This is a genomic window from Plantibacter sp. CFBP 8798, assembly GCF_014841195.1.
In the GTDB taxonomy this organism is placed as follows: domain Bacteria; phylum Actinomycetota; class Actinomycetes; order Actinomycetales; family Microbacteriaceae; genus Plantibacter; species Plantibacter auratus.
In genome coordinates, this window is record NZ_JACYTS010000004.1 from 99,010 (window position 1) to 117,314 (window position 18,305).

The 18,305-nt window shown below is 69.3% G+C and carries 15 protein-coding genes; 4 read left to right on the plus strand and 11 right to left on the minus strand.

What is annotated here, in order from left to right; translation table 11 throughout:
* Nucleotide 1: 1 nt before the first annotated feature.
* The gene (locus IFU30_RS18140; RefSeq protein WP_124769542.1) at nt 2-532 is read right to left on the minus strand and encodes an adenine phosphoribosyltransferase; all 531 of its coding nucleotides are present in this window, start codon (nt 530-532) and stop codon (nt 2-4) included.
* 88 nt (nt 533-620) lie between these two features.
* The gene (locus tag IFU30_RS18145; RefSeq protein WP_064294480.1) at nt 621-995 is read right to left on the minus strand and encodes an FKBP-type peptidyl-prolyl cis-trans isomerase; all 375 of its coding nucleotides are present in this window, start codon (nt 993-995) and stop codon (nt 621-623) included.
* A gap of 278 nt (nt 996-1,273) precedes the next feature.
* Between IFU30_RS18145 and IFU30_RS18150 the strand changes: the two genes are divergently transcribed.
* Nucleotides 1,274-2,176: a fumarylacetoacetate hydrolase family protein gene (locus tag IFU30_RS18150; protein ID WP_192006596.1), complete on the plus strand. Its 903-nt coding sequence runs from the start codon at nt 1,274-1,276 to the stop codon at nt 2,174-2,176.
* Between the two features lie 74 nt (nt 2,177-2,250).
* Here IFU30_RS18150 and IFU30_RS18155 read toward each other — a convergent pair whose 3' ends face one another.
* The 3 genes from IFU30_RS18155 to IFU30_RS18165 form a co-directional block, all read right to left on the minus strand.
* The gene (locus IFU30_RS18155) at nt 2,251-3,729 is read right to left on the minus strand and encodes an aspartate ammonia-lyase (protein ID WP_086474295.1); all 1,479 of its coding nucleotides are present in this window, start codon (nt 3,727-3,729) and stop codon (nt 2,251-2,253) included.
* A gap of 177 nt (nt 3,730-3,906) precedes the next feature.
* Entirely contained in the window at nt 3,907-4,809 is a 903-nt protein-coding gene (locus IFU30_RS18160) for a phosphodiesterase (protein WP_137243258.1), read from the minus strand.
* A 73-nt stretch (nt 4,810-4,882) separates the two neighbouring features.
* The gene (locus IFU30_RS18165) at nt 4,883-6,334 is read right to left on the minus strand and encodes an NCS2 family permease (protein WP_137243259.1); all 1,452 of its coding nucleotides are present in this window, start codon (nt 6,332-6,334) and stop codon (nt 4,883-4,885) included.
* A gap of 135 nt (nt 6,335-6,469) precedes the next feature.
* Between IFU30_RS18165 and IFU30_RS18170 the strand changes: the two genes are divergently transcribed.
* Nucleotides 6,470-7,747: a uracil-xanthine permease family protein gene (locus tag IFU30_RS18170; RefSeq protein WP_079707128.1), complete on the plus strand. Its 1,278-nt coding sequence runs from the start codon at nt 6,470-6,472 to the stop codon at nt 7,745-7,747.
* 158 nt (nt 7,748-7,905) lie between these two features.
* Here the strand turns inward: IFU30_RS18170 and IFU30_RS18175 are convergent, their stop codons facing one another.
* The 4 genes from IFU30_RS18175 to IFU30_RS18190 all read right to left on the minus strand — a co-directional run bounded on the left by IFU30_RS18175 (nt 7,906) and on the right by IFU30_RS18190 (nt 12,298).
* The gene (locus IFU30_RS18175; protein ID WP_192006598.1) at nt 7,906-8,241 is read right to left on the minus strand and encodes a peptidase; all 336 of its coding nucleotides are present in this window, start codon (nt 8,239-8,241) and stop codon (nt 7,906-7,908) included.
* Complete coding sequence (locus IFU30_RS18180) at nt 8,238-9,416, minus strand: inorganic phosphate transporter (protein WP_079707130.1); 1,179 nt, start codon at nt 9,414-9,416, stop codon at nt 8,238-8,240. The genes IFU30_RS18175 and IFU30_RS18180 overlap by 4 nt, the downstream gene beginning before the upstream one ends.
* A gap of 144 nt (nt 9,417-9,560) precedes the next feature.
* Complete coding sequence (locus IFU30_RS18185) at nt 9,561-11,405, minus strand: DUF2207 family protein (RefSeq protein WP_192006600.1); 1,845 nt, start codon at nt 11,403-11,405, stop codon at nt 9,561-9,563.
* A 53-nt stretch (nt 11,406-11,458) separates the two neighbouring features.
* Nucleotides 11,459-12,298, minus strand: coding sequence for an aldo/keto reductase (locus tag IFU30_RS18190; protein ID WP_079707132.1), 840 nt, complete (start codon nt 12,296-12,298; stop codon nt 11,459-11,461).
* A gap of 77 nt (nt 12,299-12,375) precedes the next feature.
* On the opposite strand from IFU30_RS18190, the gene IFU30_RS18195 reads away from it, so the two are divergent.
* Entirely contained in the window at nt 12,376-14,478 is a 2,103-nt protein-coding gene (locus IFU30_RS18195) for a S9 family peptidase (protein WP_192006602.1), read from the plus strand.
* A 60-nt stretch (nt 14,479-14,538) separates the two neighbouring features.
* Here the strand turns inward: IFU30_RS18195 and IFU30_RS18200 are convergent, their stop codons facing one another.
* Entirely contained in the window at nt 14,539-15,567 is a 1,029-nt protein-coding gene (locus IFU30_RS18200; RefSeq protein WP_064294489.1) for a 6-phosphofructokinase, read from the minus strand.
* A gap of 146 nt (nt 15,568-15,713) precedes the next feature.
* Here IFU30_RS18200 and IFU30_RS18205 point away from each other — a divergent pair, with 146 nt between their 5' ends.
* Nucleotides 15,714-15,980, plus strand: coding sequence for a mycoredoxin (locus IFU30_RS18205; protein WP_064294490.1), 267 nt, complete (start codon nt 15,714-15,716; stop codon nt 15,978-15,980).
* Nucleotides 15,981-16,037: 57 nt separating this feature from the next.
* Here IFU30_RS18205 and IFU30_RS18210 read toward each other — a convergent pair whose 3' ends face one another.
* Nucleotides 16,038-18,221 (minus strand): DEAD/DEAH box helicase, encoded by a 2,184-nt coding sequence (locus IFU30_RS18210; protein ID WP_086473909.1) that lies wholly within the window; start codon nt 18,219-18,221, stop codon nt 16,038-16,040.
* Between the last annotated feature and the right edge of the window lie 84 nt (nt 18,222-18,305).

The window sequence follows — 18,305 nt, forward strand, 5'->3', positions numbered from 1 at the left end:
TCTAGGCGGGAGCCGTGGCGATCGAGAAGACGTCGCGACCGCTGAGCGAGGCTCGGCCGGGCAGTCCCTCGAGCTCGAGCACCAGCCCGAGCCCTGCCACCTCGTATCCGGCGCGCTCGATGAGGTTGACCGCCGCACCGCAGCTGCCGCCCGTCGCTAGCACGTCGTCGAGGATGAGCACGCGCGTCCCGGCCGGTAGCTGCTCAGTGCGCAGTTCCAGGGCGGCGGCACCGTACTCGAGTCCGTAGTCCTCGCGGAGCACCTCACCCGGCAGCTTGCCCGCCTTGCGGATGGGGACCAGTCGCGTGTGGGTCGCGTACGCGACGGCCGCGGCGAGCAGGAACCCACGGGCCTCGACACCGGCGACGGCGTCGAAGCGACCCTCGAAGCGCGCCGCCAGCTCGTCGATGATCGCGCGGAAGGCGTCCGCGTCGGCGAAGACCGGGGTCAGGTCGCGGAACAGGATGCCGGGCGTCGGGAAGTCCGGAATGGTCGCCGTCAGGCGGTCGACGTACTGGGTTGCGGTGGTCATGTGGTCCTCGTTCGGTCTGGGAGACATGCGACACCCCTCGCCTCAGCGACGCGTCGGTCGAGAGAGACGAGGGGTGACCTGCGGATGGTTACTTGACGCCCAGGAGGTCGATCACGAAGACGAGCGTCTGGCCGGAGAGCTGGTGGCCGCTGCCGGCCGGGCCGTAGGCGAGCTCCGGCGGGACCGTGAGCTTGCGACGGCCGCCGACCTTCATGCCGGGGATGCCGTGCTGCCAGCCCTGGATGAGGTTGCGCAACGGGAAGTTGATGGACTGCCCGCGGCTCCAGGAGGAGTCGAACTCCTCGCCGGAGTCGTAGCCGACGCCGAGGTAGTGGACGTCGACGGTCGAGGAGGCCTGGGCCTCGTCCCCCTCGCCGAGGAAGATGTCCTCGATGACGAGTTCGGTGGGGGCCGGGCCCGTGGGGGCGTCGACCTCGGGCTTGGTACGTGCTGAATCGGTCATGACCCCATCCAAGCAGTTCCGCCCGATCGGTTCACGCGGATTTCGCTGAGCGCGTGACAGGGGCTTGCGGGTCGCCGCTCCCGGGTGCATGCTGTGTGCAGATCAACTCATCGCCCGGGCGACTCGCAGGCATTGCCGCAGCACCGGGCGATGAGTCTGTCCGGTGCCGCCGCCCGAGGATCCGCCTCGCATCCCGTTCCGTCGTGTCCGGGCACCCGCAGCTCGGACCGGTATGTCCACAACGCCCGCGCCCGACGCGCCTGCGATACCGTAGACGGGTGAAGTTCGCCCATTTCGTCGCCACAGACCACCAGCCGAGTACCCCCGCAGAGCCGCGGGTCCGACTCGCCGTCATCAGCGACACCGGGGCGGTGTTCCTCGACGAGATCCTCGAGGACGCCCCGCGCGACCTCCAGGAGCTCATCGAGCGCGGCCCGGCCGAGCTGGACCGTGTACGGAGCTTCGTCGAGACGTCGCTCGCCCACGGTGTCAGCGGAGAACCCCTCGACGGGCTTGTCCACGCATCCGCGGTCCTCCGTCCGCCGACGATCCTCGCGGTCGGGCTCAACTACTCGGCGCACTCGCAGGAGCTCAACCTCAAGACCGACAACGCCCCCACCATCTTCGGCCTGTGGGCGAACTCGCTCACCGGTCACGAGGGCACCACGAGCTGGCCAGCGGCGATCAGCGAGCAGGTGGACTACGAGGCGGAGCTCGGTGTCGTCATCGGCCGGGCCGCTCGCGACGTCGATGCGGCCGACGCCCTCGGATACGTGTTCGGGTACACCGTCGTCAACGACATCACCGCCCGCAACATCCAGTACTCCGAGGCGCAGTGGTCGCGCTGCAAGTCCTTCGACGGGTTCACCCCGACCGGCCCGGTCGTCGTGACCGCGGACGAGATCCCCGACCCGCAGGAGCTCCACATCTCGACCGTCCTCGACGGCGTGACGCTCCAGGACTCCTCGACCAGTCACATGGTCCGCAGCGTCGCGACGCTCATCGAACACTTGTCGGGCTCCGCGACCCTCCTGCCCGGAACGCTCATCTCGACGGGCAGCCCGGGCGGCGCGGGATACTCGCGCGACCCGCAGGTCTTCCTGACCGACGGCGCGACGGTCACCGTGTCCGTCGAAGGCGTCGGATCGCTCACGACGCACTGCACGGTCACCGCCGGGTAGCGACTCCCCCACAGCACACGACGAAGCCGTCCGGACCCTGGTCCGGACGGCTTCGTCGTGTACAGCCGCGTCGGTCAGCGACTCGGGTCGGAGTCCGCGCCCGGGATCGGCAGGTCGATGATCGGGATGGCCGAGGTGATGGCCTCGATCCCCGAGAGCCGCGCGGGCGAGAGCTGCTTCGTCACCTCGTCGCGCGTCATGAGGTTGGCCTCGACCACGAGGTCCGCGACGTTGCGGCCCGTCAGCAGCGCGGTCTTCGCGAGCGCCGCAGCCGACTGATACCCGATGAACGGGGTCAGGGCGGTGATGACGCCGACGGACGCGCCGACCATCACCTCGAGCCGTTCCTCGTTCGCCGTGATGCCGTCGATGCAGTTCACCCGCAGCGTCTTGCACGCCTGTGCCATCCAGACGATGCTCTGCAGCAGCGAGTGGGCGATGACCGGTTCGAAGGCGTTGAGCTGCAACTGCCCGGCCTCGGCCGCCATCGTGACCGTCATGTCGGCGCCGACGACGCTGAACGCCACCTGGTTCACGACCTCCGGGATGACCGGGTTGACCTTGCCCGGCATGATGCTCGATCCGGCCTGTCGGGGCGGCAGGTTGATCTCGCCGAGGCCTGCCTGCGGACCGCTCGACAGCAGACGCAGGTCGTTGCAGATCTTAGAGAGCTTGATGGCACTCCGCTTCAGGGTGCCGCTGAACGACATGAACCCGCCGGCGTCGCTCGTCGACTCGATGAGGTCGGGTGCCGTGGTGAGCGCGAGGCCCGTGATCTGGTTGAGGTGACGGACGACGGCCTCCGCGTAGCGCGGGTCGGCGGTGATCCCCGTTCCGATCGCGGTGGCGCCGAGGTTGACCTCGGCGAGCAGCCAGAGGGTCTCGTGGAGGCGGTCGTAGTCCTCGTTCAGCGTCGTGGCGAAGCCGTGGAACTCCTGCCCGAGGGTCATCGGGACGGCGTCCTGGAGCTGCGTGCGCCCGACCTTGAGGACGTGGGAGAACTCGACGGACTTCGCGCTGCACGAGTCGCGCAGCAGGCCGAGCTCCGTCAGGAGGAACTGCAGCGAGAACGCGAGCGCGATCTTGATCGAGGTCGGGTAGACGTCGTTGGTGGACTGCGACCGGTTGGTGTCGTCGAGCGGGTGCAGGAACTGGTATTCGCCCTTGGCGTGGCCAGCGAGCTCGAGCGCGATGTTCGTGATCACCTCGTTCGCGTTCATGTTCGTCGACGTACCTGCGCCGCCCTGGATCACACCCACGATGAACTCCTCGTGGAAGTCACCGTCGATGATGATCTGGCACGCGCGGTCGATGAGGTTCGCCTTCGCCGGGTCGAGGACCCCGATCTCGGCGTTCGCGCGGGCGGCGGCCTGCTTGACGCTCGCGATGGCGACGACGAGGTCGGGGTAGACGGAGATCGGACGCTTCGTGATGGGGAAGTTCTCGAGCGCGCGTGCCGTGTGGATGCCCCAGTACGCGTCGGCCGGGATCTCCATTGAACCGAGTGAATCCGACTCCGTCCGAGTCTCGTCGCTGTTCGTCCTGTCCGCCATGTCGTCGTCTGCTCCAAGGGTGGTGGGGGTGCTGCTGCTGGTGGTGCTGATCGTCACTCGTGGCTCCGTTGCCTGGTGGGTGGATGTCCCTTCCAGCGTAGCCGGGTGCGATCCGCGATGCCTCTGCGGTGTCTTGGACCCGAGACGGTTCCGTGCCTGCGGTTCAGCGACCGTGGGTCACCGCTTGCGCGAGAACGCCTCCAGCCGCTCGGCCGGGCTCAGGGCGGCCATGCGGTCGATGAACGCCGCACTGAAGGTGTCGGCGGTGGTGTAGTCACCGAGTGGGACCGTGGAGTGGGTGATGCGGTCGTCGTAGACGTGCACGAGGTTGAAGGACTGACCGCCGAACATCCCGTTCACCTCCACGGACGGGAGCGAGAGGTTCATCGAGTAACAGCTCGCGCTGGCGACCTGGACGGGGATGCCGGCGAAGGTGCTCGAGGTGGAGTAGTGCAGATGGCCGCCCAGGATGGCCCGGACGTCGCTCCCGCGCAGCACGGCCTCGAGCCGGTGCTGGTCGCGGAGCTCGAGGATGTCGAAGAACGGGATACTCGACGGCACCGGCGGGTGGTGCATGGCGAGGATGCTGCCGAGCGGCGCCGGCGTGGCCAGCACCGACTCCAGCCACTGCAGCTGGCTGTCCTCGAGCTCGCCGTGGTGCCACCCCGGGACGGTCGAGTCGAGGCCGATGACGCGCAAGCCGCCGAAGTCCCAGACGGCGTCGAGCGGCTGCTCCCCTGCCGGCAGGTCGAGGAGCTCCGTCCGCATGACCGATCGTTCGTCGTGGTTGCCCATGAGCCAGACGATGGTGGTGCCGAGTCGCTCGGCGACGGGCTCGACCCGCTCCCGGAGCCGACGGTAGGCGTCGGCCTCTCCGCGGTCCGCGAGGTCGCCCGTGAACACCATCGCGTCGGGCCGGAGCTGCATGCGCTCGATCTGACGGAGGGCCTGCTCAAGGTTGGCCTGCACGTCGACCGCGTCGTAGAGGCGTCGGCCGTCGGCCAAGAGGTGCGGGTCGCTCAGATGGACGATGACCCTGTCGGGAGCCGGGTACTGACCGAAACGGACGTCGGAAGTCATGGTCCGAGTCTAGGAGTCACCGCCGACGTGCTCCGCCGCGGTCGACCACCCGAGGGCGGCCGACCGCGGACGGTCAGGACGCGACGCCGAGGAGCTGCTCGATGGGTCCGCGGGCGAAGAAGACGAGGAACCCGGCTGCGACGACCCACAGCAGCGGGCTGATCTCGCGCGCCTTCCCGGACAGGGAGCGGAGCACGACCCAGGCGATGAAGCCGGCGCCGATGCCGTTGGCGATCGAGTAGGTCAGCGGCATGACGACGACCGTCAGGAACACCGGGAGCGCGACCGAGAACTCGGTCCAGACGATGTCCTTGATCTGCGACATCATGAGCGTCCCGACGATGACGAGCGCGGCGGCGGCGACCTCGGAGGGCACGATCTGCGTGAGCGGCGTGAAGAACATGGCGAGCAGGAACAGCGCGCCGGTCACGAGGTTCGCGAGGCCGGTCCGTGCCCCTTCGCCGATGCCCGCACCGGATTCGATGAAGACGGTCGAGGAGGAGGACGAGGTCGCGCCACCGGCGACCGCACCGACACCCTCGACGATGAGCGCCGAGCGGAGTCGCGGGAAGTCGCCCTTGGCGTCCGCCACACCGGCCTCCTTCGAGAGCCCGGTCATCGTGCCCATGGCGTCGAAGAAGTTCGTGAACACGAGGGTGAAGACGAGCATGAGCGCGGCGAGGACGCCGATGCGCTCGAAGCCGCCGAAGCTCACCTGGCCGAGCAGGCTGAGGTCGGGCACCCCGACGACCTGGGTGGGCAGGGTCGGGACGCTGAGGTTCCAGCCACCGGGGTTCTCGCCGCCGTTGGAGGCGCCGACCTTGAAGACGGCCTCGGCGATGATGGCGATGATCGTGGAGGCGACGATGCCGATGAGCAGGGCGCCCTTGATCTTGCGCGCGACGAGCACGCCCGTGAGCAGCAGGGAGATGACGAACACGGCGGTCGGCACGGTGGCGACCGAGCCCTCGATCCCGAGGCCGACGGGCGGCGAACCGGCGCCCGTCGAGCGGACGAAGCCGGCGTCGACGAAGCCGATGAAGGCGATGAAGAGGCCGATGCCGACCGTGATCGCGATCTTCAACTGGATGGGCACCGCGTTGAAGATCATGGCGCGGAGTCCGGTCGCCGCGAGCAGCACGATGATCAGCCCGTTGATGACGACGAGGCCCATCGCCTCGGCCCAGGTGACCTGACCGACGACGCTGACCGCGAGGAACGAGTTGATGCCGAGGCCGGCCGCGAAGGCGAACGGCAGCCGCGCCACGAGACCGAAGAGGATCGTCATGACGCCGGCGGTCAGGGCGGTCACGGCGGCGACCTGGGCGAAGCCGAGCTCGCCACCGGTGACGTCGGCCGAGCCGCTCAGGATGATCGGGTTGAGGATGACGATGTAGGCCATCGCGACGAAGGTCACGAGGCCGCCGCGCACCTCGCCTCCGACGGTCGAACCGCGCTTGCTGATCTCGAAGAAACCGTCGAGACGCTCTCGGAACGAGCGCGGAGCGGTGGGCGTCGTGGTCACTGGACCTCCTGGGTCTGCATCGAAGCAACCAGCGTACCGGCACGGCGGACCGCCCCGCGACGACCGGGATGCGAGGGTGCCGCTACGATCGGCTGGACCCCTTACCCAGCACCCTCCTCACGGAATCGAGCTCACATGGCGCTGCCCTGGACTCTGCACGGCGACGGCAAGCACGTCCCGACCCACGCGATCGTCGGCCCCGGAGAACGGCTCACCTGGCCGCGGACCATCGGCCTCGGCATGCAGCACGTCGTCGCGATGTTCGGCGCCACGTTCCTCGTCCCCGTGCTGACCGGGTTCCCGCCCACCACGACGCTGTTCTTCTCGGGTGTGGGCACCATCCTGTTCCTCGTCATCACCAAGAACCGCGTGCCGAGCTACCTCGGCTCGTCATTCGCCTTCATCGCCCCCATCTCCGCCGCGGTCGCGAGCCAGGGCATGGGCAGCGCCCTCTTCGGCATCCTCGCGGTGGGGCTCCTCCTGGCGCTCGTCGGCGTCATCGTGCAGGTCACGGGCACCGGGTGGATCGATGCGCTCATGCCGCCGGTCGTCGCCGGTGCCATCGTCGCGCTCATCGGGTTCAACCTCGCCCCCGCCGCGAAGAACAACTTCGTGGCCGCTCCGATCACCGCCCTCGTGACGCTCGCGGCCGTCATCCTGTCGACCGTCGTCTTCCGCGGGATCCTCGGCCGACTGTCGATCGTCATCGGTGTCGTGGTCGGGTACATCGTCGCGGCGATCCGTCAGGAGATCGACTTCTCGAAGATCGCGGACGCCGCGTGGGTCGGCCTCCCCGAGTTCCACCTCGCGGACAACCCGATCTCGAACCCGGCGGTCTGGGCGGTCCTCCCGGCGTTCCTCCCCGTCGTGCTCGTCCTCATCGCCGAGAACGTCGGCCACATCCGCGGCGTCGCGCAGATGACCGACGCCTCGGTGAACAAGCAGACCGGTCGCGCGCTCCTGTCCGACGGTCTGGCGACGATGCTGGCCGGCTTCGGCGGCGGTTCGGGCACGACGACCTACGGCGAGAACATCGGCGTCATGGCGGCGACGCGGGTCTACTCCACGGCGGCCTACTGGGTCGCCGGTCTGTTCGCGGTCCTCCTCGGCCTCTCCCCCAAGGTCGGTGCGGTCATCAACACGATCCCGGCGGGCGTCCTCGGCGGCGTCACGACGGCCCTGTACGGACTCATCGGGATCATCGGGGTGAAGATCTGGCTCGACAACAAGGTCGACTTCTCGAAGCCCGTCAACCAGTTCACCGCCGCGACGGCGCTCATCATCGGCATCGCGGACTTCACCTGGGTGGCGGGTGGCGACGTCAGCTTCAACGGGATCGCGCTCGGCACGATCGCCGCGATCGTCATCTACCACGTGATGACGACCATCGGTCGCTGGCGGAAGACCGCCTGACCCGTCCGGTGCGGGTGCGTCAGCGCGGTGCGCTGGCGTCAGCGCGGGTCGTACGCGCGAGCGCGGGTCTCTGGAGCCCCGCGCTCACGTGTGTGACCCGCGCTCACGCCGGGTAGGTGCGGTTCGCGTCAGCGCGGTGCGCTGGCGAACCCCAGGGGTCAGCCCTGGTGGAAGAACGGCACGATCAGGTAGATGCCGAAGAGGACCGCCCCCGCACACAGGGCGAAGCAGGCGTAGGCGCCGGCGCGGGCCAGGTTCTGCTGCGCGGGGGTCAACGGGTTCTTCCGGGCGGCCTTCGCTGCCCGCTTCGCCGCCTTCGCGGCCTCCTCCGGCGTGATGACCGTGATCGCGTCGGTGAACTCGGCCGGCGCCACCACGGGCACGCGCCCGGCGGTGGTCAGGAGCCGGAGCCCGAGGGAGTACAGACTGACGATCGCGGTCGCACCGATGAGCGACGTCGCGAAGACGATCAGGAATGCTGCCCAGTCGATCACTTCTTCACCTTCTTGGGCTTGGGGTTGCGCTTGATCTTGACCGCACGACCGGAGTCGGCGACCTCACTGACGACGTTGCTGTGGTCGACCTGGTTCCGGCGCGAGATGAGGAAGATGGTGAGGATGACACCGACCCCCACCACGGCGTCGATGATGATGCCGACGAGGCCGAGGTGGGCGACGGCGGCGGCGAGTGCCCCGACGATGCCGGCCGCGGGCAGGGTCATCAACCAGCCGAGGGCGATGCGCCCGGCGGTCCCCCAGCGCACCTTCGATCCGCGTCGCCCGAGGCCGGAGCCGATGACGGAGCCGGAGGCGACCTGCGTGGTGGAGAGGGCGAAGCCGAGGTGGCTCGACGCGAGGATCGTGGCGGCGGTGCTCGTCTCGGCCGCGAAGCCCTGCGCCGGCTTGACGTCGGTGAGCCCTGTGCCGATGGTCTTGATGATCCGCCAGCCGCCCATGTAGGTGCCCAGCGCGATGGCGAGGGCGCAGACGACGATGACCCAGAGCTCGGGGCCGGTGCCGACCGCCTGCACCCCGACCGCGATGAAGGTGAGCGTGATGACACCCATGGTCTTCTGTGCGTCGTTCGTACCGTGCGCGAGGGCGACGAGGGACGAGGAGAAGATCTGCGCGTACCGGAACCCGTCGCGGCCGTCGGGCTTGCCGTCATAGCGGCGCGTGATCCGATAGGCGAGCTTCGTCGCCGAGTAGGCGACCAGACCCGCCGTGACGGGGGCGATCAACGCCGGGAGGATGACCTTGGAGAGGACGACACCGAAGTCGATCGAGCCGAAGCCGGCGCCGACGATCGCCGCGCCGATGAGCCCGCCGAACAACGCGTGGCTGGAGGACGACGGCAGGCCGAGGAGCCAGGTCAGCATGTTCCAGACGATCGCGCCGATGAGTCCGGCGAAGATCAGCTCCGGTCCGATCCGGATGCCGCCCTCGCCCTCCCGGATGAGCCCGCCCGAGATGGTCTTCGCGACCTCCGTGGACAGGAACGCACCGACGAGGTTGAGGATCGCGGCGAGCAGCACGGCGGTCTTCGGTTTGAGGGCGCCCGTGGCGATCGGGGTCGCCATGGCGTTCGCCGTGTCGTGGAACCCGTTCGTGAAGTCGAAGAACAGTGCCAGTGCGATGACCAGCACGACAGTCAGGGTAACGAGTTCCACTGGTGTCTTTCTCGAGGCGGAGCGAATACGGACACAGTGCTCCCCGACGAGATGTTTGGGGGGAATTCACGTGCTGGATACGGGCGGTTCACCCGCCGTACACGATCCTTACACCCTGCCCGGTCGAGGTCAACTCGACGCCGATCAGCGCCCGCCGCCGCCTCCGCCGCCTCCGCCGCCGCCCGCGAAGCCGCCGCCCGTCGAGCCGCCGGACGAGCTCGCTCCCCCACTGGTCGACCAGGACGCCGACGTACTCGACGCCGATCCGGAGAAGCCGGAGAACGCGTTCGCGAACATCGCCGCCTGGAACGGGGTGTTCGAGGCGTACCACGACGGCGCACTCCCGGCCTGCTCGTAGCGGATACCGAGTTCCTTGGCCCACTCGCGCTCCACGCCCCAGAGCACGGCGAAGGGCAGGAGCCGTTCGGTGACCCGGACGAGCTGGCCGGGGTCGCCGAGGTCCACCCGTTCGGCACCGTCGGGGCTCTGCAACATGCGGAAGCGGTCCTGCTCCGCCAGCGCCAGGTAGTCGCGGAGGCCGAGCAACTCGTCCCGCGCATCGGCACCGGTGGCGGTGAGCGGTTTCGGTGCGATGGCCAACACGATCCCGGCGAGCAGCGCGATCCCGGTCACGAAGAGCGCGGCGACCGACCAGCCGTTGTCCGCTCGCTGGGAGTAGGCGACCCCGAAGAAGACGATCCCGGCGACGCCCAGGACGGCGAGCGCCCCCACGATGATCCACGCCCGCCCGGAGGAGACCGAGCGTCGGAGGCCGAGGTCGAGGGCGTTCCGCTTGGCGGCCGCGAGTTCCGCGGTGACCGCCTTGCCGAGCGCCGGGTCGACCTCCTTCATCTCCCGCGGTCGGTTCCGGTCGGGGAAGAGCGCGGCGAGCACGCGCCGTTCCTGCTCATCCGTCGCGCTGTCGTCGAGGTACTGCAGGGAGTAGTCCTTCTTGCCCGGTCCGTCCACGATCCGGAGCTTGCCGCGGACGGCGAGGCTGACGATCTCGGCGGCCATCGACGAGGCGGCGCGACCGGCGAGGTCGCCCGCCAGCAGGAGGTTCATCTGCTTCGGGGCGGAGTACTGCGGCATGATGACGCCACGACCGGGGTGGTCCCGCCAGAAGCGCAGTCGGATCCACAAGAGCGCTCCGAGCCACGCGGCCGACAGCGCGCCGAGGACGATCGGGACGATGGAGAAGACCGGTGCCTCGCCGGGGCGGGCCGGTTGGACGAACGTGCCCGGTTCGAACCCGATCGCGACCGTCAGCGTCTGCCGGGCCTGCAGCGGGACGGAGGAGGTCGTGAAGACGTCTCCGTCGGCGTCCTCCGCCTGGGAGAGGTCGCACGGCGAGCTGTCGTCGGGATCCCCGCGGTAGCAGGCGCCGTCACCGGTGAGCGCGTCGGCGATGTCGGGCGCGACCCGCACCGTCATACTGGCGTCGGCGAACGGCTGGTCCCAGCCGGTCCCGGGTGCGTCCCAGTAGAACTCGTCGGAGCGTGTGTCGCGATAGGCGCCGACGACGCCGCGCTGTGTGTAGGTGATGACGTAGCTCTGCGTGCCGCGCACGTAGTCGTCCGTCCCGAGCGACAACTCGAGGAAGTCGCCGTCGCGGTCGGTCTCCCACTCCACGGGCGCACCGTCGGCGTCGGTCACCGAGACGATCTCCGTGTGCAGTGGTGCCCGGTCGAACTCGTCCGGGATCGCTCGGATGATGCCCTTGTTCTGGTCGGAGTCGGGGAACTCCGCGACGAAGGTCTCGACCGCGCGCAGCTCGGCTTGACCGTCGCCGCCACGGCTCAGGGTGTAGTCGCCGTCGAAGGACGCGAAGGTGAAGTCGGACACGTCGGTCCGAGCGTCGGCCGCGGCGGGCGGCGTGCTCGCCAGGGTCGCGACGAGTGGTGCACCCACCGCCAGGGCCAGGGCGACGAGGAGCACCCGCGACGAGCGGGCACGGACCGGGGACAGGCGACGACGTCTGGGCTTCACCCGGCCAAGTCTAGGAGGGGTGCCGGCGGGCGCGCGGACGCGCCCGCCGGGACTCACATCTCCTCGTGGGTGTTGGGGTCTCCGTCGAAGAGCCTGCCGTCGGTCCGCCCGAGTGCGGTGATCGCCTGCACCTCGGTGTCGCTGAGCTCGAAGCCGAACACGTCGATGTTCGTGCGCTGGCGTTCCGGGGACGCGGACTTCGGGATCGGGAGCACGCCGCGCTGGTGGTGCCAGCGGAGGACGACCTGCGCCGGTGAGACGTCGTGCGCCGCGGCGGCCGCTGCGACGGGTTCCTCGGCGAACGGCGCCTGTGCCTTGCCGAGCGGGCTCCACGCCTCGGTGACGATGCCGTGCTCGCGGTGGAAGGCGAGGAGCTCCTCCTGCGGGAAGTACGGGTGCAGCTCGACCTGGTTGACGGCCGGCAACACACCCGTCTCGTCGGCGAGGCGGGTCAGGAACTCCTCGGTGAAGTTCGAGACGCCGATGCTGCGGACGAGGCCCTCGCGCTGCAGCTGGATCATGGCCTTCCACGACTCGACGAAGCGGCCGACGGAAGGGTTCGGCCAGTGGATGAGGTACAGGTCGATGTGGTCGAGGCCGAGCGAGGCCAGGGATCCGCGGCACGAGGTGATGGTCTCCTCGAAGCCGTGGTCGCGGCCGGGCAGCTTCGTCGCGACGACGAGTTCGTCGCGGGGGACGTCGGTCTCGCGGACCGCGGCGCCGACGGCGTCCTCGTTGCGGTAGTTCACGGCGGTGTCGATCAGTCGGTAGCCTGCGTCGATGGCGGACAGCGTGGCGTCGGTGCCCTCGCGGCCTCGCAGGGGGTATGTGCCGAAACCGATCGCGGGGACGCTCGAACCGTCGTTGAGCGCGAATGTTGGGATGGTCGTCATCACCCCACGCTAGACCCGGCGGCCCTCCGATGGCTCCGAGCGGGCTGGGAGGGCGGCGCCTCGACTAGCGTTGGACCATGGCGAAGCTCTCTGCCCCCCGTGCCCAGACCCGACCGACCGAACGCACCCACCACGGCGACACCGTGGTGGACCCGTACGAGTGGCTCCGTGAGAAGGAGTCACCGGAGGTGATCGCGCACCTGGAGGCGGAGAACGCCTACACCGAGCAGGAGACGGCCCATCTGGCCGGACTGCGCGAGCGCATCTTCCAGGAGATCAAGAGTCGCACGCTCGAGACCGACCTCTCGGTCCCGACCCGTTCCGGTGCGTGGTGGTACTACGGCCGCAGTGTCGAAGGCCGCCAGTACGGCATCCAGTGCCGCATCCCGGTCGCCGACCCGGAGGACTGGACGCCGCCGACCCTGCCTGAGGGCGGCGCGGCCCCCGGCGAGCAGATCATCCTCGACGCCAACGTCGAGGCGGAGGGCCACGAGTTCTTCTCCCTCGGCAGCTTCGACGTGTCGGACGACGGCACGCGACTGCTCTACGGCGTCGACGTCGAAGGCGACGAGCGGTACACCGTCCGTGTCCGGGACCTCGCGAGTGGCGTCGACCTCGACGACGAGCTCCTCGGGACCGCGGGCGGGGCGGAGTTCTCCCCCGACGGCACCGCCATCGTCTACACGACGGTCGACGAGAGTTGGCGCCCCGACACCGTGCACCTGCACCGGGTGGGGACGTCCCAGGACGACGACACGGTCCTCTTCCACGAGCCCGACGAGCGGTTCTGGGTCGGCGCCGGATTCACCCGCAGCCGCGCGCTGCTCCTGATCGAGGCCGGCTCCTCGGTCACGAGCGAGACCCGGCTCGTCCCCGCCGACGCACTGTCCGAGGAGGCGCGGATCGTCTGGCCGCGGACCGACGGCGTCGAGTACAGCGTCGAACACCGGGTGGCCGACGGCGCAGACCGGTTGCTCATCCTGCACAACCGGGACGCGCCGGACTTCGAGCTCGTCGAGGTGCCACTCTCGGATCCGCTCGGCACGGCGCGGGTCGTCGTCGCGCACAGCAGCGAGCGCCGGCTCGAGGACGTTGAGGCGTTCGAGGCCGTGACCACCGTCTCCTATCGGCGCGACGGCCTCACGCGTATCGGCCTGCTCGACCCGACGAGTGGCGACATCGACGAGATCGCCTTCGAGGAACCGCTGTCCACCGTGGGCTGGCACGGCAACAACGAGTGGGCTCAACCGATGCTCCGGTTCGGATACGGGTCCCTCGTGACGCCGTCCACGGTGCTCGAACTCGACGTCCGGTCCGGCGAACGCTTCGTGCGCAAGCAGCAGCCGGTCCTCGGCGACTACGACCCGGCAAACTACGAGCAGTTCCGGGAGTGGGCGACTGCCGTGGACGGGACCCGTGTGCCGGTCTCCATCGTGCGCCGGGTCGGTGTCCAGGGGCCCGGGCCGCTCCACCTCTACGGGTACGGCTCGTACGAGGCCAGCATGGACCCGTCCTTCTCGATCGCGCGGCTGTCGATGCTCGACCGCGGCGTGACCTTCGCGATCGCCCATGTGCGCGGCGGCGGCGAACTCGGGCGTCACTGGTACGAGGACGGCAAGAAGCTCCACAAGCAGAACAGCTTCAGCGACTTCGTCGACGTGGCCGACCACCTCATCCGCGAGGGCTGGACGACGCCTGCCCGGCTCGTCGCCGAGGGCGGCAGCGCCGGTGGCCTCCTCATGGGCGCCGTGGCGAACCGTGCTCCCGACCGCTTCGCCGGCATCCTCGCCGGCGTCCCGTTCGTCGACGCACTGACGAGCATCCTCGACCCGTCGCTCCCCCTGACGGTCATCGAATGGGACGAGTGGGGCGATCCGCTCCACGACCCCGAGGTCTACGCGTACATGAAGGCGTACAGCCCCTACGAGAACGTCGACCCGGCGAAGCGCTACCCGCGCATCCTCGCGACGACGAGCCTCAACGACACCCGCGTCCTGTACGTGGAACCCGCGAAGTGGGTGGCCCGCCTGCGGGACGCCGGTGCACCGGCGCTGATGAAGATCGAGATGAGCGCCGGGCACGGCGGGGTGAGCGGCCGCTACAACGCGTGGCGTGAGCGCGCCGAGGAACTCGCCTGGCTGCTCGATGTGCTCGAACTCACGGACACCGATCCGGCCTGATCCGAAGCGACGACGCCCCTGCTCCGTCCGGAGCAGGGGCGTCGTCGGTGCGGCGGGTGTCTAGCCGAAGAGGATCGCCGCTTCGTCGTAGCGCTCCTGCGGCACGGTCTTCAGCTTGCCGAGCGCCTCTTCGAAGCGGCAGTTGACGAGTTCGGTGCCGCGGAGTGCGATCATCGTGCCCCAGTCGCCGGCCATGACGGAGTCGATGGCGGCCATACCGAGGCGGGTGGCGAGCACGCGGTCGTAGGCGCTCGGGACGCCACCGCGCTGCAGGTGGCCGAGCACGGTCGCGCGGGACTCGATGCCCGTGCGGCGCTCGATCTCGGGTGCGAGCACGTCGGCGATGCCGCCGAGACGGGGACGGTTGAACGCGTCGAGTCCCTTCTCGGAGTGCGCGGTCTCCATGGTGTCGAGCGTGAAGCCCTCGGACACGACGATGATCGGGGCGCGACCGCGCTGGTAGACGCTGTCCGCCCACTCGCAGATCTGCTCGATCGACTGCGGCTGTTCCGGGATGAGGATGGCGTGGGCACCCGCCGCCATACCGGCGTGCAGGGCGATCCAGCCGACGTGCCGGCCCATGACCTCGATGACCATGCACCGCTTGTGGGACTCGCCCGTCGTCCGGAGACGGTCGATGGCCTCGGTCGCGATCTCGACGGCGGTGTCGAAGCCGAAGGAGTAGTCGGTGGCGTCGAGATCGTTGTCGATCGTCTTCGGGACGCCGACGATCTTGAGGCCGGCGTCGGTCAGCCGCTTCGCCGCGGCGAGCGTGCCCTCTCCGCCGATGGCGATGAGCGCGTCGATGCCGAGCCGGTCCATGGTGTGCTGGACGTTCTCCGGGCCGCCGTGCGGTCCTTCGAACGGGTTGGTGCGGCTCGTGCCGAGGATGGTGCCACCCTGCTTGGCGAGACCACGCACGCTGTGGCGGTCGAGCGGCATCGTCAGGCCCTCGACGACTCCTCGCCAGCCGTCGCGGATGCCGATGAACTCCTGGTTGTGGATCTTCGTCCCTTTGAGGACCGCTCCTCGGATGACCGCGTTCAGGCCGGGGCAGTCGCCGCCGCTCGTGAGCACACCAATTCTCATATCAACAGTCCTCATGGGGATCGGGGCACCTCAGGTGCCGGGAGTCATCCCCGACAATACCGTCTCGCCGACGGTGCTTCATCCGGCGCGGACGGTCCTCCGGCCCAGAGGGTCGGTGCCTCGTCCACCGGGGTTAGGCTGCTGGGATGAGTGCCGACGACTACCTGCCCGCCGATGGCGGCATCACGATGTTCTCCACGACCTGGTGCGGGTACTGCGCCCGACTGAAGCATCAGCTGTCCGCAGCCGGCATCCCGTTCACCGAGGTCGACATCGAGCAGGTCCCGGGGACCGCCGACCTCGTCGCCTCGCTGAACGGCGGCAACCAGACGGTCCCGACGGTGATCTTCCCCGACCGCTCGACCGCGACGAACCCGTCGCTCGCTCAGGTGAAGGCGGCACTCGGCGTCTGACCAGCCGACGACGTCCGGCCGGGCGACCCGTGGTCACCCGGTCGGACGAACCGGACGTCAGGCGCCCAGCGCCTCGCGGAGCAGGTGGACGAGGGCGTTCAGCTGCACCGAGTCGACCGACGCGACGTCCTGGTCGCTGCCGTCGAGCGCGCGAGCGGCCAGGCCCTGCTTGCTGTCGATGAGTTCCGCGACCTTCGCGTCGATCGTGTGCGCGGCGATGATGCGCCAGGCGGTGACCGGCTCCTCCTGACCGATGCGGTGCACGCGGTCGATCGCCTGGGTCTGCTCGGCGGCCGTCCAGGACAACTCGGCGAGCACGACGTTGGAGGCGGCCTGCAGGTTGACGCCGACGCCGGCGGCGGTGAGCGAACAGACGGCGACCGCGACCTCCGGATCGGTGTTGAACGCGTCGATCGCGGCCTGACGCGCCTGCGCGGTCTGGTCGCCGCGGAGCGACACCGTCTTCAAGCCGCGACCCGCGAACAACTGCTCGGCCGCGTTCATGACGTCGATGTGCTTCGCGAAGAACACGACCTTGCCCACGGACCTCGCGAGCTGCGCCGTGTAGTCGGCGGCGAGGACGGCCTTCGCTTGACCGATCTTGCGGATCATGGTGAACACGTTCTCCGTGCCACCGGCGGCCTTGGACTCGTCGAGCTCGGCCTGGGCGACCATGCGCATGAGGTCGGTGTTCGGATCGTGCAGCGCGTCGACGCGCTCACCACGCGACTCCAGGACCCGCACGTAGCGGGACTTGAGCCGTTGCCCGAGCTCGGCCTCCGCGTCGCGGATGGACCGGATCGCCTCGTCGTCGAGCTCGACCGGGAGGTCGGCGACGCGCTTGGCGGGCAGGTCCTTGGCGACGTCGAGCTTCTTGCGGCGCACGATGCCCATGTCGATGACGGCGGACCGCGCGGCGGCGTAGAAGGCGTGCTCGGCCGGGGTCAGGCCGGTGTCCTCGAGCCGCTCCATGAGTTCGGCGGTCGGCTTGCCGTCCTTGATCCAGCCGAGGAACTGCCAGATGGCGTTGAAGTCCTCGACGTCGTTGATCAGCGGCGTACCCGTCAGCGCGAGCAGCAGCGGGTCCTGACCGGGCGTCGCCTTCCGGATCCGGTTCGCGAGCGACAGCACGTGCTGCGAGCGCTGGGAGTGGAGGTTCTTGATGAAGTGCGCCTCGTCGACCACCATGCCGCGGAAGCCGAGCGTCCCGAGCCAGGCCAGGTGGCGGTCGAGGACCTCGTAGTTCACGATGATGACGTCGGCGAAGGCGTCGAGCGCCTGGCCGTCGCCGTGGATGACCGTGGCGCGTCGGTGCGGCGTCCAGCGCTCGACCTCGCGCGCCCAGTTCATCTTGACGACGTTCGGCACGATGACGAGGAGCGGGTACGCCTCGGCGACCGAGGCGGCGAGGACCGACTGCGCGGTCTTGCCGAGGCCCGGCTCGTCGGCGAGCAGGAAGGAACGGTGTCCTTCACGGACGCTCTCGACGAAGCGCGCCTGGTGCTTCATGACCTCGAGGCCGCGCGGCGAGAGCCGGTCGAGCTTCGGGGCCTCGGGCAGGTCCATCGAGGCCGCTCCCCCGCCGGAACCGAGCTCGAACGCCTTGTACAGGGGGCCCATGAGCTCCCAGCTGTCGAGTCGTCGACGCACGGTCGGCTGCGGTGCCGCCTGGCTGAAGTCCGGGGCGAGGAACGGATTGGCCAACTGACGTGCCTTGACCGACTGCGGGATGACCTGCTTCTCGGCGAGCTCGGCCGGGACGACTGATTCCACGACGGGCTTCTCGACGGTGATGATGAGTTCGTCGGCGCTGAGTTCGGCGCCCGACTCGAGGAGCCAGTCGCGCCGGAGCCGCTGCGCGACGGGGCTCGTCGCGGCGTCGGCCTCGAGGAGCTGGATGAGCGAGGTGTCGCGCGCCGCCGTCTTGGCGAGGATGGTCGCCACACCGTCGAGGCGCTTCAGGAGCTCGGCCCGCGTGGCGTCGCTGTAGCTCGTGTCGGCCTTGACCCTGGCGCGTTCCTCGCGGACGAGGAAGGCGATGACCTGGTACTTGGTCCGGTTGGTTGGCCCGACCTTGCCCTTCTGCGCCTTCGCCTCGACCTCGCGCACCTTGCGAGCGAGGATGGGGATGATCGGCGCGTCGTCGTCGTGACGCGACGAGGACCCTCTGGGGTTCGAGCGGCCAGATGAACGGGTGCTGGAACGCCCCTGGGAACGGCGTTGCTGGCCGGTGTGCGGCATGCTCCTCCTGAGCAGTCGAAGAGCCTCATCGGCCGAGGGGCCGGAAGAGACGGGCGTCGGGCCCGACTGGTCGTCGTGGAGCAA

What these genes read in the sequence shown, in the direction of transcription:
- IFU30_RS18140 (WP_124769542.1), bottom strand. Translation starts at nt 532, where the DNA reads ATGACCACCGCAACCCAGTACGTCGACCGCCTGACGGCGACCATTCCG.
- IFU30_RS18145 (WP_064294480.1), bottom strand. Translation starts at nt 995, where the DNA reads ATGACCGATTCAGCACGTACCAAGCCCGAGGTCGACGCCCCCACGGGC.
- IFU30_RS18155 (WP_086474295.1), bottom strand. Translation starts at nt 3,729, where the DNA reads ATGGCGGACAGGACGAACAGCGACGAGACTCGGACGGAGTCGGATTCA.
- IFU30_RS18160 (WP_137243258.1), bottom strand. Translation starts at nt 4,809, where the DNA reads ATGACTTCCGACGTCCGTTTCGGTCAGTACCCGGCTCCCGACAGGGTC.
- IFU30_RS18170 (WP_079707128.1), top strand. Translation starts at nt 6,470, where the DNA reads ATGGCGCTGCCCTGGACTCTGCACGGCGACGGCAAGCACGTCCCGACC.
- IFU30_RS18190 (WP_079707132.1), bottom strand. Translation starts at nt 12,298, where the DNA reads ATGACGACCATCCCAACATTCGCGCTCAACGACGGTTCGAGCGTCCCC.
- IFU30_RS18195 (WP_192006602.1), top strand. Translation starts at nt 12,376, where the DNA reads ATGGCGAAGCTCTCTGCCCCCCGTGCCCAGACCCGACCGACCGAACGC.
- IFU30_RS18200 (WP_064294489.1), bottom strand. Translation starts at nt 15,567, where the DNA reads ATGAGAATTGGTGTGCTCACGAGCGGCGGCGACTGCCCCGGCCTGAAC.
- IFU30_RS18205 (WP_064294490.1), top strand. Translation starts at nt 15,714, where the DNA reads ATGAGTGCCGACGACTACCTGCCCGCCGATGGCGGCATCACGATGTTC.
- IFU30_RS18210 (WP_086473909.1), bottom strand. Translation starts at nt 18,221, where the DNA reads ATGCCGCACACCGGCCAGCAACGCCGTTCCCAGGGGCGTTCCAGCACC.